This window comes from Amnimonas aquatica (assembly GCF_002943415.1).
GTDB lineage: Bacteria > Pseudomonadota > Gammaproteobacteria > Pseudomonadales > Moraxellaceae > Perlucidibaca > Perlucidibaca aquatica_A.
The window spans coordinates 1-14597 of record NZ_PTQZ01000015.1 but is presented as its reverse complement, the minus strand read 5'-3'; the positions used below and the strand labels follow the sequence as shown (position 1 = coordinate 14597).

General features: G+C 67.8%; 18 protein-coding genes. 1 reads left to right on the top strand and 17 read right to left on the bottom strand.

The window, feature by feature from the left end:
- Positions 1 to 141 precede the first annotated feature (141 nt).
- Positions 142 to 663, top strand: a complete 522-nt coding sequence (locus C5O18_RS01635) for a M48 metallopeptidase family protein (RefSeq protein WP_105191134.1) — start codon at positions 142 to 144, stop codon at positions 661 to 663.
- 206 nt (positions 664 to 869) lie between these two features.
- On the opposite strand, the gene C5O18_RS01630 is transcribed toward C5O18_RS01635, so the two are convergent.
- From C5O18_RS01630 to C5O18_RS01550, 17 genes are all read right to left on the bottom strand, one after another.
- Positions 870 to 1799 carry an electron transfer flavoprotein subunit alpha/FixB family protein gene (locus C5O18_RS01630; protein WP_105191133.1) on the bottom strand — a complete coding sequence of 310 codons (930 nt, stop codon included), beginning with the start codon at positions 1797 to 1799 and terminating at the stop codon, positions 870 to 872.
- A gap of 2 nt (positions 1800 to 1801) precedes the next feature.
- Positions 1802 to 2551, bottom strand: a complete 750-nt coding sequence (locus C5O18_RS01625) for an electron transfer flavoprotein subunit beta/FixA family protein (protein ID WP_105191132.1) — start codon at positions 2549 to 2551, stop codon at positions 1802 to 1804.
- Between the two features lie 177 nt (positions 2552 to 2728).
- Positions 2729 to 3367 carry a TetR/AcrR family transcriptional regulator gene (locus C5O18_RS01620; protein ID WP_105191135.1) on the bottom strand — a complete coding sequence of 213 codons (639 nt, stop codon included), beginning with the start codon at positions 3365 to 3367 and terminating at the stop codon, positions 2729 to 2731.
- A gap of 75 nt (positions 3368 to 3442) precedes the next feature.
- On the bottom strand, positions 3443 to 4219 hold the full coding sequence (locus tag C5O18_RS01615; protein ID WP_105191131.1) for a TatD family hydrolase: 777 nt from the start codon (positions 4217 to 4219) through the stop codon (positions 3443 to 3445).
- The gene (gene holB, locus C5O18_RS01610; RefSeq protein WP_105191130.1) at positions 4209 to 5252 is read right to left on the bottom strand and encodes a DNA polymerase III subunit delta'; all 1044 of its coding nucleotides are present in this window, start codon (positions 5250 to 5252) and stop codon (positions 4209 to 4211) included. The genes C5O18_RS01615 and holB overlap by 11 nt, the downstream gene beginning before the upstream one ends.
- A complete protein-coding gene (tmk, locus tag C5O18_RS01605) occupies positions 5249 to 5914 on the bottom strand; it encodes a dTMP kinase (protein ID WP_105191129.1) in 666 nt (221 codons plus the stop codon). The genes holB and tmk overlap by 4 nt, the downstream gene beginning before the upstream one ends.
- Positions 5915 to 5921: 7 nt before the next feature.
- Entirely contained in the window at positions 5922 to 6929 is a 1008-nt protein-coding gene (gene mltG, locus C5O18_RS01600; protein ID WP_105191128.1) for an endolytic transglycosylase MltG, read from the bottom strand.
- Complete coding sequence (gene pabC / locus C5O18_RS01595) at positions 6926 to 7753, bottom strand: aminodeoxychorismate lyase (protein ID WP_105191127.1); 828 nt, start codon at positions 7751 to 7753, stop codon at positions 6926 to 6928. Before pabC ends, mltG begins: the two co-directional genes overlap by 4 nt.
- Positions 7753 to 8991, bottom strand: a complete 1239-nt coding sequence (fabF, locus tag C5O18_RS01590; RefSeq protein ID WP_105191126.1) for a beta-ketoacyl-ACP synthase II — start codon at positions 8989 to 8991, stop codon at positions 7753 to 7755. The genes pabC and fabF overlap by 1 nt, the downstream gene beginning before the upstream one ends.
- Positions 8992 to 9087: 96 nt before the next feature.
- Entirely contained in the window at positions 9088 to 9327 is a 240-nt protein-coding gene (acpP, locus tag C5O18_RS01585) for an acyl carrier protein (protein WP_105191125.1), read from the bottom strand.
- A gap of 136 nt (positions 9328 to 9463) precedes the next feature.
- On the bottom strand, positions 9464 to 10207 hold the full coding sequence (gene fabG / locus C5O18_RS01580) for a 3-oxoacyl-ACP reductase FabG (protein ID WP_105191124.1): 744 nt from the start codon (positions 10205 to 10207) through the stop codon (positions 9464 to 9466).
- Between the two features lie 28 nt (positions 10208 to 10235).
- Complete coding sequence (gene fabD / locus C5O18_RS01575) at positions 10236 to 11171, bottom strand: ACP S-malonyltransferase (RefSeq protein ID WP_105191123.1); 936 nt, start codon at positions 11169 to 11171, stop codon at positions 10236 to 10238.
- Positions 11172 to 11266: 95 nt separating this feature from the next.
- Complete coding sequence (gene plsX, locus C5O18_RS01570; protein ID WP_105191122.1) at positions 11267 to 12301, bottom strand: phosphate acyltransferase PlsX; 1035 nt, start codon at positions 12299 to 12301, stop codon at positions 11267 to 11269.
- Positions 12302 to 12309: 8 nt separating this feature from the next.
- Positions 12310 to 12492: a 50S ribosomal protein L32 gene (rpmF, locus tag C5O18_RS01565; protein ID WP_105191121.1), complete on the bottom strand. Its 183-nt coding sequence runs from the start codon at positions 12490 to 12492 to the stop codon at positions 12310 to 12312.
- 56 nt (positions 12493 to 12548) lie between these two features.
- A complete protein-coding gene (locus C5O18_RS01560) occupies positions 12549 to 13073 on the bottom strand; it encodes a YceD family protein (protein WP_158249231.1) in 525 nt (174 codons plus the stop codon).
- Positions 13074 to 13219: 146 nt separating this feature from the next.
- Entirely contained in the window at positions 13220 to 14194 is a 975-nt protein-coding gene (gene sppA, locus C5O18_RS01555; RefSeq protein ID WP_105191119.1) for a signal peptide peptidase SppA, read from the bottom strand.
- A 66-nt stretch (positions 14195 to 14260) separates the two neighbouring features.
- The coding region (locus C5O18_RS01550; RefSeq protein ID WP_146089168.1) for an HAD-IA family hydrolase at positions 14261 to 14597 on the bottom strand (337 nt) is incomplete at its 5' end.

The following is a 14597-nucleotide window of genomic DNA, read 5'->3' as shown; positions in this document are numbered from 1 at the left end:
ACAGCACCATCGCCATGCGTTATCCCAGCCTGTACAGCGGCGAAGTTCGCAATGTGGCCTGGGGCGCCCCGCGCACCTTCGGCGTGGAAATGGAAGCCCGCTACTGACGCCACCTCCGGTCATGGGCGACAATCAACGCCCATGACCGCTCCCCGCCCCCCCGACACCGACCTGCCCTTCCTGCGCGGCTATGCCGAGCCGCTGCTGGCGCAGGTGCGCGGACTCATCGACACCGGTCGCCTCGGCGACTACCTGGCGAAGCGCTACCCGAACCGTCACCAGATCCAGTCCGACAAGGCACTGCACGCCTACGTCGACGACCTGCGCCAGCGCTACCTGCGGCGCTCGCAGCGACCTGACCGCATCTGCTACGACAGCAAGCTTGATGTCCTGCACAACGCCCTCGGCCTCAACACGCGCCAGGCGCGCGTGCATGGCGGGCGCCTGCAGACCCGCCGCGAGATCCGCATCGCCTCGCTGTTCCGCGATACCGCCCCGGAGTTCCTCGACATGATCGTGGTGCACGAGCTGGCGCACCTGCGCGAGCTTGAGCACAACAAGGCGTTCTACCAGCTCTGCGAACACATGCTGCCGGGGTACGGACAGCTGGAATTCGATCTGCGGCTGTGGCTGACCTGGCAGGCGCTTTCACCGGATACGTGAGTAGTGCGGTCTGGTGCGGGCTGCGGAAAAACGCTTTCGCTACGATTTCCGCAGCCCGCACCAGACCGCTCATCAGGCAGTGGTGATATGCCCTTCCTGGCGTCGCCTCGGCCCGGCAGCGCCAGCCGCTCGTCCCGACCACCCGTAGTGCAGGCATAAAAAAACGGGCCCGAGGGCCCGTTTTTTCACAGCGGTTCAGCGGTCGTTCAGACCAGCTTCTCCAGCTGCGGAACGATCTCGAACAGATCACCCACGATGCCGTAGTCGGCAACGGAGAAGATCGGCGCTTCCTCGTCCTTGTTGATCGCCACGATGACCTTGGAGTCCTTCATGCCGGCCAGGTGCTGGATGGCACCGGAGATGCCGACGGCGACGTAGAGCTGCGGCGCCACGACCTTACCGGTCTGACCGACCTGCATGTCGTTCGGCACGAAGCCGGCATCGACGGCGGCGCGCGAAGCGCCGACGGCGGCGCCGAGCTTGTCGGCCAGCGAGTACAGGATGCTGAAGTTGTCGCCGTTGCCCATGCCGCGGCCGCCGGAGACGACGATCTTGGCACCGGCCAGTTCCGGACGGTCCGACTTGGCCAGCTCTTCGCCGATGAAGGAGGACTTGCCGGCATCCTGGGCGGAAGCGACGGCTTCGACAGCGGCCGAGCCACCGGTGGCGGCGGCGGCGTCAAAGCCGGTCGGGCGCACGGTGATGACCTTGATGCTGTCCGAGGACTGCACGGTGGCGATGGCGTTGCCGGCGTAGATCGGACGCTCGAAGGTGTCGGCGGAGACGACCTTGGAGATTTCCGAGATCTGCGCAACATCCAGCAGGGCGGCGACGCGCGGCAGGGTGTTCTTGCCGTTGGTGGTGGCCGGGGCCAGGATGTGGCTGTAGGACTTGCCGAGCTCGGCGACCAGCAGCGAGACGTTCTCGGCCAGCTGGTGGGCGTAGGCGGCGTTGTCGGCCAGCAGCACCTTGCTCACGCCGGCGATCTGGGCGGCAGCGTCGGCGGCGCCCTGGGCGCCCGAACCGGCGACCAGCACGTGGATGTCGCCACCGATGGCCTGGGCGGCGGCAACGGTGTTCAGGGTGGCTCCCTTCAGGGAGGCGTTGTCGTGTTCAGCGATGACAAGAATGGTCATGATCAGATCACCTTAGCTTCGTTCTTCAGCTTCTCGACCAGTTCTTCAACGGTCTTCACCTTGATGCCGGCCTTGCGCTCGGCCGGCGGCTCGACCTTCAGGGTCTTCACGCGCGGCGTGGCATCGACGCCGAAATCGGCCGGGGTCTTGACATCCAGCGGCTTCTTCTTCGCCTTCATGATGTTCGGCAGCGAGGCGTAGCGCGGTTCGTTCAGACGCAGGTCGGTGGTGACCACGGCCGGCAGCGCCAGCTCGACGGTCTGCAGGCCGCCGTCGATTTCACGGGTGACCTGGGCCTTGCCGCCCTCGACCTTGACCACGGAGGCGAAGGTGCCCTGGCCGATGCCGGCCAGGGCGGCCAGCATCTGGCCGGTCTGGTTGTTGTCACCGTCGATGGCCTGCTTGCCGAGGACGATCAGACCCGGCTGCTCCTGGTCGACGATGCCCTTGAGGATCTTGGCGATGGCCAGCGGCTCGGCGTCGACTTCGGTCTGCACGAGGATGGCGCGATCGGCACCCAGCGCCAGCGCGGTGCGCAGCTGTTCCTGGGCGTTCTGCGGGCCGACGGAGACGGCGATGATTTCGGTGGCGATGCCCTTCTCCTTGAGACGGACAGCTTCTTCCACGGCGATTTCGCAGAACGGGTTCATCGCCATTTTCACGTTGGCGAGCTCAACACCCGTCTTGTCCGCCTTCACGCGGACCTTCACGTTGTAGTCGACAACGCGTTTGACAGCTACCAGAACCTTCATGGAATCCTCAGCTTGTTGATCTGAAACTTGGGGAGGGCCGGGATATGCGACCAAAGACCGATATCCTCGAAAGGCCCGTTATCTTGCAGTCTGCATCCGGACCGGTCAAGAACCTGAAATGACAGCAAAGCCCGTCATTACGGCAAATTCCGGGCCATTCGCAGGGTCTTTAGACACTCACTTCGCGGGGCCGAGCACGCGCTTGTTGCCCATGCGCACGGCGACATTGAGCAGGAAGTCGAGGAAGGGTTCGGGGTCGCCCACGAACTGGGTGTAGAAGCCCGACTTGGTCAGCGCCGAGGCGCCGTGGGCGAGCGCCCAGGCGGCGGCGATGTGCCAGGTCGGCGGCACGTCGGCGAGCTTGCCGGCCTTGATCTGCATGTTCACCATGCCGCACAGCTTCTCCATGTTGGAGGCGCGGATGGCATGCAGCTTCTCGACCAGGGCCGGTACCGCCTTGTCGGCCACCAGCTTGCTTTCCAGGCGGTCGAACAGCAGGTACTTGTCGGCATCCTGCACGCGGAAGGTGAAGTACTCGCGCACCAGCGACTGCTTGTCCTCGGACATGTCGATGCGCCGGAACAGGTCAGCCAGCTCCTCCTCGTAACGGATCATGAGCAGCAGGTAGATCTCGTTCTTGGTCTCGAAGTGCTTGTAGATGGTGCCTTTGCCGATGCCGACCCGGTCCGCGATCATCTCCACCGTGACCTTGTCCTCGCCGTGCTCGATGAACAGCGACTGCGCACAATCCAGGATCGCCTGTTCGCGCTGGCGGAACTCTCGGGCTTTCTGGGTGGCACGGGCAAGATCAGTCATGATGGCTCCTTCGAATGACTCACAGGTCATGCGGCAATTGCCTGCAATCACAACAGTTTAGCGCGTGCGACTGTTTCACGAAAGGCGCGCCTGACGAAACAGCGCCTGAAAATTGCGTGTCGTCGCCTCGGCCAGCGTTTCGAGACTGATTCCCCGGAGTTCCGCGATATGCGCCGCCGTGTCGGCCAGGAACGCCGGCTCGTTCGGCTTGCCGCGGTTGGGCACCGGCGCCAGGTAGGGCGAGTCGGTCTCCACCAGCAGGCGGTCGAGCGGAATGCGCTTCGCCACCTCCTTCAGCTCCAGCGCCTTGGGAAAGGTCACGATGCCCGAGATCGAGATGAAGTAGCCCAGGTCCAGCGCCGCCTGCGCGGTGTCCCAGTCCTCGGTGAAGCAGTGCATGACCGCCTGCTCGGCGCCCTCGGCGCGCATCTGCGCCAGCACGTCCTCGCGCGAGGAGCGGGTGTGGATGATCAGCGGCTTGCCGGTGCGCCGCGAGACCTCGATGTGGGTGGAGAACATGCGCTGCTGCTGCTCGCGCGTGGAGGCGTCGTGGAAATAGTCCAGGCCGGTCTCGCCGATCGCCACCACCTTCGGGTGCGCCGCCAGCGCCAGCAGGTCATCCAGCGCCGGCTCGCCGGCATCGGTGTGGCAGGGGTGCACGCCGACGCTGAACGAGACATCGTCGTGCGCCTCGGCGATGCCGCGCAGCAGCTCGAACTTGTCCAGCTCGACGCTGACGCAGAGGAAGTGCTTCACGCCTCGGGCGCGCGCGGCGGCCAGGGCGGCATCCAGCGAGCCGTCATGGCGCGCCAGGTTGAGCATGTCGAGGTGGCAGTGGCTGTCAACCAGCATGGTGTCCTCCGGCCGGGCGCTTGCGGGTCTCGCGCCCCCAGTGCAGCCACAGCGTCTCCAGGATGGACTGCGGCTGCACGTTGGTGTCCAGCAGGCGGCGGGCCTCCACCGCCTGCCACAAAGCTTCCAGCAGGGTCTGCGCCGCCAGCGTGGCGGTCAGGCGCTCGAGCCCGGCGCGCAGGTCGTGGTGCCGGGGCAGCTCGTCCGGCGCCATGGCCAGCTGGGTGGCATCATCGAGCAGGCTCTGCCAGGCCGTGACCTGCTCGCCGGCATCCATTTTCTGCCAGCGGCCGGCGGCGGTCAGCGGCGCCAGCTCGCCGGCGGCGACCGCGGTCAGGTCGGCCAGCAGCTCAGACCTCGCCTTGAACCAGGCACTGTCGGCCAGCTGCGCGGCGGCCAGCGGAGCCCCCCGCGCCAGGCCGAGCAGGATCGCCGCCGAAGCGGCATCGGCCAGTTCGCCGCGCAGCCAGTCGAGCGCGACCTCCGGTGCCGGCACGCTCAGCGGCAACAGCTGGCAGCGACTGCGGATGGTCGCCAGCAATGCCGCCGGCTGGTCGGTGAGCAGCAGGAACAGGCTGTCGCGGCCAGGCTCCTCCAGCGTCTTCAGCAATGCATTGGCCGAGGCCGTGTTGAGCGCGTGCGCCGGGTCCAGCACCACGATGCGATAACCCTGCAGCTGCGCGGCCTGGTTGGCGAAATCGACCACCGCGCGCGCCTGCTCGATCTTGATCACCTTGCTGACCTTCTCGCCATCGGTCTCCGGCGACACCCAGAGCAGGTCGGGATGGCTGCCCGCCGCCAGCAGCTGGCAGCTGCGACACTCGCCACAGGCACCCTCGCGACCGGAGGCCTGGTCGGCCACCGGCTGCTGGCACAGGCGCCAGGCCGAGAACGCGCGCGCGAAACGCTGCTTGCCCATGCCCTCGGGCGCGGCCAGCAGCAGAGCGTGCGGCAGGCGACGATCCTGCGCCAATCGGCACAGGGAATCCCACAGGCCCTGCTGCCACGGATAAGGTCGCAACGCGGTCGTCATGCCTGGCCCTCGGCGCCCGGCGCCACAGCGGAAAGATAATGCGCGAGCTCGCCGGACAGCTGCTGCTGCACCTGCGCCAGCGGCTGCACGGCATCGATCACGCGCACGCGCGCCGGATCGGCCGCCGCCCGCGCCAGGTAGCCGGCGCGGATGCGCTCGAAGAAAGCCGCCTGTTCCTGCTCGAAGCGGTCCGCCGCGCCACGGCTGGCGGCACGCGCCATGCCCGTGCCCACCGGCGCGTCCAGCAGCAGGGTCAGGCCGGGCAGCCGGCCCTGCAGCACCAGCTGCTCCAGCGCGGCGATGGTCGCCGCCGGCAGCCCGCGGCCACCGCCCTGATAGGCATGGGTGGCATCGATGAAACGGTCGCAGAGCACCCAGGCACCGCGTTCCAGCGCCGGCAGCATGAGCGTCTGCCAGTGCTGGGCGCGGGCGGCGAACAGCAGCAGCAGCTCGGCGTCCGGCGCCACGGCCTCGTCACGGGGGGCCAGCAGCAGGCCGCGGATCTCCTCGGCCAGCGGCGTGCCGCCGGGCTCGCGGGTGACCACGACCTCGCGGCCGGTGGCGCGCAGGCGCTCGGCCACGAAGGCCATGTTGGTGCTCTTGCCCACGCCCTCTCCCCCCTCCAGGGTGATCAGGCGGGCGGTGAGCGGCAGGTTCGTCATGCCTTCCTCAGCGCTGGTAGTAACGTTTAACCGCCCGGTTGTGCTCTTCGAGCGTGGCGGAAAAGACATGCCGGCCGTTCCGGTCGGCGACGAAGAACAGCGCGTCGCCATCGGCGGGATGCAGGGCGGCGTGTATGGATGCCCGGCCCGGCATGGCGATCGGCGTCGGCGGCAGGCCGTTGATGCGGTAGGTATTGTACGGGTTCGCATCGCGCAGGTGGGCGCGCGTGATGTTGCCCCGGTAGGCCTCGCCGGCACCGTAGATCACCGTGGGGTCGGTCTGCAGACGCATGCCCTTGCGCAGACGGCGCACGAACACGCCGGAAACCTGGGCGCGCTCGTCGGAAATGCCGGTCTCCTTCTCGATGATCGAGGCCATGATCAGCGCCTCGTACGCCGAATCATAAGGCAGGCCCGATGCCCTCGCCGCCCATTCCTCGGCGAGGATGCGCTGCTGGCGCAGGTACAGGCGGCGCAGGATGTCGATATCGCGGTCACCCTCGTCGATCACGTAGGTGTCGGGCGCGAACAGGCCCTCGGGGTGCTTCTCGTCGGCGCCGATGGCCGCCAGCACTTCCTCGTCGCCGAGCGTGCCCATGGTCTGGCGCACGTCCTCGCGCGCGGCCAGCTGGGCGCGCAGGTCGCGGAAGCGCGTGCCCTCGATCAGCACCAGCGGCGGCGTGCCGTCGGGCGCCTCGGCCAGGCGCCGCACCAGCTGATCCAGGGTCATAGGCGCGCGCAGGATGAACACGCCCGAGCGCAGCACCTCGTCGCCCGGACGCAGTGCCAGCCACAGCTTCAGTGTCACCGGATGGCTGATGAAGCCCTCCGCGGAGAGCTGCTCCGCCACCGAGGTCCAGGTGCTGCCGCGCGGCACCTTGAGGCGGTGGCCATCCACCGGCAGGTCGAAGGACTGCAGGAAAATGCGGTAGGCCGGCACAGCGATCAGCAGCAGGACCAGCCAGAGCAGCAGGCGACGGCGGGTCCGGGGGCGCGCGGAACGGGATCGGGTCATGGACGGGCGAACCAGGGAGCGATGATGGCCTGACATTGTCGTGTCATCGGCCCCGGACGCCAAGTCCGGTCGCGCCAGCGCGCCACCGGCCAGATGCCGTTGACGCTGTTGCAGAAGAACCATTCGTCGGCGGCGCGGCAGTCAGCGGGTCGCAGCGGCGCTACGCGCACGTCGATTTCATGCTCCAGCAGCGCGTCGAGCAAGGCATCGCGGAGCACGCCGCGGACGCCGCAGGCGGCCAGGTCCGGCGTGTGCCAGACACCATCACGCGCCACGAAAACATTGCTCGCCACGCCCTCGACCACCCAGCCCTCGCTGTCGCACACCAGCGCCTCGGCGCAGCCCGGCTGCTGCGCCAGTTCACGCCGCAGCAGCACCTGCTCCAGCCGGTTGAGGTGCTTGATGCCGGCCAGCGCCGGCTGGCGCGCCAGCCCCAGCCCGCAGTCGCCGACCGCGATGCCGTCCTGCGTCCAGGCAGCCGGCACCGGCGGCAGCTCATGCCAGGACAGCAGCAGCGTCGGCTGCGGGTCGGTCGGCGCCAGGTAGCCGCGACCGCCGCCGCCACGCGTCACCAGCAGCTTGAGCACGCCGTCGCCGCGACCGGCGAGGAAATCGCCGCAGGCCTGGCGCCAGAACGCCAGCTCGGGAATGCCCAGACGCTGGCAACCGGCGGACAGCCGCACCCAGTGCTGCTCCATGAGCACCGGCCGGCCGGCCGTCACGCGCACGGTCTCGAACAGACCGTCGCCATAGGCCAGGCCGCGGTCGTTGGCGCCTACCTGCGCCACCGGCCGCTCGCCCTGCCAGATGCGCAGGTCCGGCATCACACCCTGCGGAAGATCAGCGAGCCGTTGGTGCCGCCGAAACCGAACGAGTTCGACAGCACCACATCCAGCTTCGCGTCGCGCGCGGTGTGCGGCACGTAGTCCAGCGTGCAGGCCGGGTCCGGATTGTCCAGGTTGATGGTCGGCGGCAGCACCTGGTCGCGCAGGGCGAGCACGCTGAAGATGGCCTCGACACCGCCGGCGGCGCCCAGCAGGTGGCCGGTCATGGACTTGGTCGAGCTCACCGCCAGGCGGCGCGCATGGTCGCCGAACACCGACTCGATGGCGCGCGTCTCGGCGACATCGCCGGCCGGCGTCGAGGTGCCGTGGGCATTGATGTAGTCCACCTGCTCCGGGTTCAGGCCGGCGTCGCGCAGGGCGTTGCGCATGGCCGCCGCCGCGCCCTCGCCGCCTTCCGACGGCGAGGTGATGTGATAGGCGTCGTCACTCATGCCGAAGCCGATCAGCTCGGCCAGGATGTTGGCGCCGCGCGCCTTCGCGTGCTCGTACTCCTCCAGCACCACGACACCGGCGCCATCGCCCATGACGAAGCCGTCACGGTCGCGGTCGAACGGACGACTGGCCTGCTGCGGCGCGTCGTTGCGGGTCGACAGCGCGCGCGCGGCGGCGAAACCGCCGAGACCGAGCGGGCAGGACGCCTTCTCGGCACCGCCGGCGAGCATGACATCGGCATCGCCGTAGGCGATCAGGCGCGCGGCCAGGCCGATGCAGTGCGACGCCGTGGTGCAGGCGGTGGCGATGGCCAGGTTCGGACCCTTGAGGCCGTGGCGGATGGCCAGCATGCCGGCCGCCATGTTGATGATGGAACCGGGCACGAAGAACGGCGAGATCTTGCGCGGACCGCCGTCGAGCATGCCGGCATGACCACCCTCGATGGTCGTCAGCCCGCCGATGCCGGAGCCCACCGCCACGCCGATGCGCGCGGCATTGGCTTCGCTGACCGTGATGCCGGAGTCGGCCAGCGCCTGCGTGCCGGCCGCCAGTCCGTACTGGATGAACTCGTCGAAGCGACGGGCTTCCTTGGCGGGCATGTAGTCATCCACCACGAAGTCCGGCACCAGGCCGGCGAAGCGCGTGCTGAACGCGCTGCAATCGAAGTGGGTGATCGGCGCAATGCCGCTGCGGCCGGCCACGATACCGGACCAGGTCTTGTCCACTGACGCGCCCAGACCGGTCAGCATCCCCATGCCTGTGACGACTACACGACGCTTGGACATCGTTCCTCCTGTGCCTGCTGGGTGCGCGTGGCGCACATGAAAAAGCCGCAGAAGCGCGTTGCGCGTCTGCGGCTCCTTTCACGTCAGCAGCGCGTATTACTGCTTGCTGTGAGCGGTGACGTAGTCGATCGCGGACTGGACGGTGCTGATCTTCTCGGCTTCTTCGTCCGGGATCTCGGTCTCGAACTCTTCTTCCAGAGCCATGACCAGTTCCACGGTGTCCAGCGAGTCGGCGCCCAGATCATCCACGAAGGAAGCTTCGTTGGTCACTTCTTCGAGCTTGACGCCCAGCTGTTCGGCGACAATTTTCTTGACGCGTTCTTCGATCGTGCTCACGTTTTTCTCCTTTGATGCCGGTTCTGCCGACAAGTCGCAGGCAATTTTATTGGAGCGACCTGGGGGTGGCAAGAATGGCCTGCCACCAAACCGTAAGTAGTTGTTTCAAGTAAACATATGTTGGAAAAACATGGCCTTAGGCCATGTACATTCCGCCATTCACATGCAACGTGGCGCCCGTGATGTACGAGGCATCCTCGGACACCAGGAAAGCGACCGCCGCCGCGATATCTTCCGGGCTGCCCAGGCGGCCTGCCGGTACCTGGGTCAGCAGCTTCTCGCGCTGCGCTTCCGGCAGCGCCTGGGTCATGTCGGTCTCGATGAAACCCGGCGCCACGGCGTTGACCGTGATGTTGCGCGAGGCGATTTCCGCCGCCAGCGCGCGCCCGAAGCCCTCGAGGCCGGCCTTGGCCGCCGCGTAGTTGGCCTGGCCGCCGTTGCCCATGGAACCGACCACCGAGCTGATGTTGACGATGCGGCCCCAGCGCGCCTTGGTCATGCCCTTGAGGCAGGCCTTGCTGACACGGAAGATCGCGGTCAGGTTGGTGTTGATCACCGCCTGCCACTCGTCTTCCTTCATGCGCAGCATCAGGTTGTCACGGGTGATGCCGGCGTTGTTGACCACGATCTGCGGCGTGCCGAACTCGTCGGCGATCTGCGCCAGCGCGGCCTCGATGGCTTCGGCGCTGCCGACATCCAGCACCAGTCCGCGACCGCTGATGCCGGCCTCGGCGAACGCCGCCGAGATCGACGCCGCACCGGCCTCGCTGGTCGCCGTGCCGACGACCACGGCGCCCTGCCGGCCGAGCCGGAGTGCGATGGCGCGACCGATGCCGCGGGTGGCGCCGGTCACCAGGGCCACCTTGCCTTCAATGCTCATGACTGCTCCTTACTTTCCTGCGTGAACCTTAGCAAACCGCATCCAGCGCGGCCCTGATACTTTCGGCGGTTTCCACCGAGTAATGTTCCGCCTCTTTGGCGATGCGCTTGTTCAGCCCCGTCAGCACCTTGCCCGGACCGCTTTCCACGAAACTGGTCACGCCGCTCGCCGACAGCTGCTGCACGCACTCGACCCAGCGCACCGGACTGTAGAGCTGGCGCACCAGCGCATCGCGCAGGGCATCGAGATTGGCCGCCACCGCCGCATCGGCATTCTGCACCACGGGAATGACAGGGGCGTTAAGCGTCAGCGCCGCCAGGCGCGCCGCCAGCTGCTCGGCCGCCGGGCGCATGAGCGCGCAATGCGAGGGCGCGCTCACCGGCAGCGGCAGCGCGCGCTTGGCGCCGGCGGCCTTGAGCAGCACGATGGCGCGCTCGACCGCGGCGCTGGCGCCGGCGATCACCACCTGGCCCGGCGCATTGAAGTTGACCGCCGACACCACCTCGCCCTGCGCCGCTTCGGCGCAGGCGGCGATGACCTGGGCATCCTCGAGACCGAGAATCGCGGCCATGGCACCCTCGCCCGCCGGCACCGCCGCCTGCATCAGGCGACCGCGCTCGGCCACCAGGCGCACGCCATCGGCCAGCGACAGCGTGCCGGCGGCGACCAGCGCGGTGTACTCGCCCAGCGAATGGCCGGCGAGACAGTCCGGCGCACGACCACCGGCCTCGTGCCAGGCGCGCCAGACGGCGATGCCGCCGGTCAGCAGCAGCGGCTGCGTGTTCTCGGTGGCGTTGAGTTCGGTCTCCGGCCCCTGCTGGGCCAGCTGCCAGAGGTCCTTGCCGAGGGCGTCTGAAGCTTCGGCGAAAGTCGCCTGCACCACCGGGAAGGCGGCTGCCAGGTCGGCGAGCATGCCCAGGGCCTGCGAGCCCTGGCCGGGAAATACCCAGGCGGAACGTGTCATGCGTGATCCTTGGATGACGGTTGGACGAATGTCAGGGGCGCGGGGGACTCACGCCACCGCTGGTGAAAGCGTAGCGTAAACCAGTGACCAATTGGTCATGTTTCGCTGGCGACAGGTGACACTTCAACCATCGGATGAGACAGCTCGCGGGCGATCAGACCGGGAATGTCCTTCTCGACCTCGAGCACGGCGACGCGCAGGGCCTGCGCGAAAGAGGCGGCATCGGCGCTGCCGTGGCTCTTGACCACGATGCCGCCGAGGCCGACCAGGCTGGCGCCGTTGTAGCGCCCCGGATCCATTTCGTGCCGGAGCCCGCGCCAGATCGGCAGCGCAAGCGCGCCGAGCACGCGGTTGAGCAGGCTGCGACCGATCTGCTTGCGGATCATGCCGGCCATCATCTTGGCCACGCCTTCCGAGCTTTTCAGCGCGATATTGCCGACGAAACCGTCACAGACAATGACCTCGGCCTCGCCCCTGAAGATGCCGTCGCCCTCGACGTAGCCGATGTAGTTGAGGCCGGACTGGCGCAGCAGCTCGTGGGTCTGCTTGATCAGCTCGTTGCCCTTGATCTCTTCCTCGCCGATGTTGAGCAGGCCGACGCGCGGACGCGCATGGCCGTCCAGCGCCTCGGCGACGAGGGCACCCATCTGGGCGAACTGCAGCAGCTGATGCGGCTCGGAATCGACATTGGCGCCGAGGTCGAGCATGTGCACATGGCCGGTCTGCGTCGGCAGCGCGGCCATGATGGCCGGCCGGTCGATGGCCGGATGCGTTTTCAGCACGAAGCGGCTGACCGCCATGAGCGCGCCGGTGTTGCCGGCGGAGACGCAGGCCTTGGCCTGACCGTCGCGCACGGCATTGACGGCCAGCCGCATGGAGGACTGCTTCTTGATGCGCAGGGCCGTCGACACCTTGTCGTCCATGGTGACGAACTCGGCGGTGTGCACGACCTGCAGGCGCGAGCGCAGCTCGGGGGAGACGCGGGCGATCAGCGGCCCGATGGCCGCCTCATCACCCACCAGAAGCAACTGCAGGCCCTGGTTTTCACGCAGGACCTGCAGCGATGCCGGCACCGTGACAGCAGGACCGTGGTCCCCGCCCATCACGTCAACCGCCAGCGTGATGCGCATGATGCGGATCAGTCTTCGTTCTTGGCACCGAACAGCTGATGGCCACGGTAGAAGCCATCCTTGGTGACGTGGTGACGACGGTGCAGTTCGCCCGTGGTCTGGTCGACGCTCAGGGTCGGACCGGTCAGCGCGTCGTGCGAACGACGCATGTCACGACGGGAACGGCTCTTGCGATTCTGTTGAACGGCCATGGTTTACTCCGGCACTTCTCACACGCTGTCGCCAGCAGGCGTCAGCCACTTCGGTTTCATTCCGCATCCGGCCGCTTGAGGCTGGCCAGGACTTGAAACGGGTTTTCCTTCTTCGCCACCGGCGCGTCGTCGAGCGGAGACTCGTTCAGCGCAACCTGCGGCTCGCAGTCTTCATGACGGGCGACCAGCGGCAGGGCCAGGATCAGCTCGTCTTCCAGCAGTCCGGGCAGGTCGAGCTGACCGTCCTCGAACACCACATAATCCTCTTCCTCGCTCAACCGCTCGGCATACGCCTCGTCGGCCAGCAGGAAGACATCGACCGCCGTGTCGATCACGACATCGGCCGGTTCCAGGCAACGCTGGCAGCTCAGCCGCAGCGTCGTCCTCAGGTTTCCGGTCAGATGCGGCAGGCCGCGCGCGTCACGCACGAAGCGGCAGTCCACGGCAACCTCGCCCTCGCTGCCCAGCGCACCCTCCAGCAGGCGCGCGAAACGGCGCAGCGGCACGGAAGTCGCGAGCAAAGCTTCCCGGTCGGCCCATTTGCCGGGTTCGATCTGGGATGGAAGCGTGCCTTCTGACATAGGGGCGCGATCATACGGACTCGACCTGCCCCTGTCAAAGGGGAAATGCAGCGGCATTCGGCGCCCGCCGGCACGGCGGAAAGCCGCGCCGTCACTGGTGCCGCGCGGTCACGACGAAGCGCCGGCAGAGGTCGCCGGAGCGTACTTCAGCGCAGCGTCGCGGTCTGTTCCAGACCCAGCGCCTGACGCAGGCCGGCGCCCAGCCCGCGGGCGGTCTCGGCGCTCAGGCGACGCAGCACGGCATCGACCGGGCTGGGCAACAGGGTGTAGTCGACCAGGGTCTCCTGCTTGACCACATCGCGCGCCACCGACTGCAGCGAACCGACCTCATCGGCCAGACCCAGCGCGATGGCCTGCTCGCCGCTCCAGAAGTAGCCGGAGAACGTGTCCTGATTCACCCGCAGGCGCTCGCCGCGCCCCTGCTTCACCGCCGCGATGAACTGGCGGTGCACGGCATCGAGCACGCCCTGGACGTGTTCGCGCTCGACCGGATCGACCGCGCGCGTCGGGCTGAGCAGATTCTTGTGCTCGCCGGCAGTGAGCGTGCGGTCCTCGACGCCCAGCTTGCGCAGCAGCTCGGGCACGCCGAAACCGGGCATGATGACGCCGATGGAGCCGACCAGGCTGGACGGATTGACATAGATCCTGTCCGCCGCCGCCGCGATGTAGTAGGCGCCGGAAGCACCCATGTCGCCAATCACCGCATACAGCGGCTTGTCCGGATGCTTGGCACGCAGGCGCCTGATCTCGCGGTAGACCTCGTCGGCCTGCACCGGGCTGCCGCCCGGGCTGTTGATGCGCAGCACCACGGCCTTGGCCTCGGCGGTCTTGAAGGCGGTGCCGAGGGCATCGATCAGGCTGTCGGCATTGGCCGGCAGGTCGGCGGCGATCTGGCCGTCGACCTGGATCACCGCGGTGTGCGGTCCGAAGGCACCCGGCGAGACCGTGGCGCTGGAGCCCAGCTTCCAGGCCAGGAACGCGAACAGGGCAATGAACAGCACCCGCCGGGCCCAGCGCCAGCGCCGCGCGCGACGACGCTCTTCCAGGTCCTCCAGCAGGAAACGCTCCACCAGTGCCCAGTCACGCGGACCACTGCTGCGCGGGGTGCCCCAGTCAGCCATGTTCGTTCTTCCTCGAGGTCGGCACGCGGATCACGGAACCGCGCACATATAAAAGAAGCCGCCAGCCTATAACGAAGCCAGACGAGCTGCCAAGGCATCGATGTCGTCGCAGAGCGCCAGCGGACCATGCTGCAGCAGGCGCTCGGGGGCGTGCACGCCGTAGGTCACGCCCACGGACGGCATGCCGATGGCCGCCGCCATGGCCAGGTCATAGGTGGTGTCGCCAACCATGACCGCGCGCCGCGCCGGCACCCGCAGCTCCTCGAGCAGCTCCAGCAGCATGCGCGGATCGGGCTTGGAAGCGGTCTCGTCGGCACAGCGGGTGGCGGCGAACAGGGCGCCCCAGCCGGTCTGCGCCATGACCCGGTCCAGCCCCGGACGCGCCTTGCCGGTGGCCACGGCC

Bases quoted from the DNA above. Each gene is read 5' to 3' on its own strand.
- C5O18_RS01635 (WP_105191134.1), top strand. From the start codon at position 142: ATGACCGCTCCCCGCCCCCCCGACACCGACCTGCCCTTCCTGCGCGGC.
- C5O18_RS01630 (WP_105191133.1), bottom strand. From the start codon at position 1,799: ATGACCATTCTTGTCATCGCTGAACACGACAACGCCTCCCTGAAGGGA.
- C5O18_RS01625 (WP_105191132.1), bottom strand. From the start codon at position 2,551: ATGAAGGTTCTGGTAGCTGTCAAACGCGTTGTCGACTACAACGTGAAG.
- C5O18_RS01620 (WP_105191135.1), bottom strand. From the start codon at position 3,367: ATGACTGATCTTGCCCGTGCCACCCAGAAAGCCCGAGAGTTCCGCCAG.
- C5O18_RS01615 (WP_105191131.1), bottom strand. From the start codon at position 4,219: ATGCTGGTTGACAGCCACTGCCACCTCGACATGCTCAACCTGGCGCGC.
- holB (WP_105191130.1), bottom strand. From the start codon at position 5,252: ATGACGACCGCGTTGCGACCTTATCCGTGGCAGCAGGGCCTGTGGGAT.
- tmk (WP_105191129.1), bottom strand. From the start codon at position 5,914: ATGACGAACCTGCCGCTCACCGCCCGCCTGATCACCCTGGAGGGGGGA.
- mltG (WP_105191128.1), bottom strand. From the start codon at position 6,929: ATGACCCGATCCCGTTCCGCGCGCCCCCGGACCCGCCGTCGCCTGCTG.
- pabC (WP_105191127.1), bottom strand. From the start codon at position 7,753: ATGCCGGACCTGCGCATCTGGCAGGGCGAGCGGCCGGTGGCGCAGGTA.
- fabF (WP_105191126.1), bottom strand. From the start codon at position 8,991: ATGTCCAAGCGTCGTGTAGTCGTCACAGGCATGGGGATGCTGACCGGT.
- fabG (WP_105191124.1), bottom strand. From the start codon at position 10,207: ATGAGCATTGAAGGCAAGGTGGCCCTGGTGACCGGCGCCACCCGCGGC.
- fabD (WP_105191123.1), bottom strand. From the start codon at position 11,171: ATGACACGTTCCGCCTGGGTATTTCCCGGCCAGGGCTCGCAGGCCCTG.
- plsX (WP_105191122.1), bottom strand. From the start codon at position 12,301: ATGCGCATCACGCTGGCGGTTGACGTGATGGGCGGGGACCACGGTCCT.
- rpmF (WP_105191121.1), bottom strand. From the start codon at position 12,492: ATGGCCGTTCAACAGAATCGCAAGAGCCGTTCCCGTCGTGACATGCGT.
- C5O18_RS01560 (WP_158249231.1), bottom strand. From the start codon at position 13,073: ATGTCAGAAGGCACGCTTCCATCCCAGATCGAACCCGGCAAATGGGCC.
- sppA (WP_105191119.1), bottom strand. From the start codon at position 14,194: ATGGCTGACTGGGGCACCCCGCGCAGCAGTGGTCCGCGTGACTGGGCA.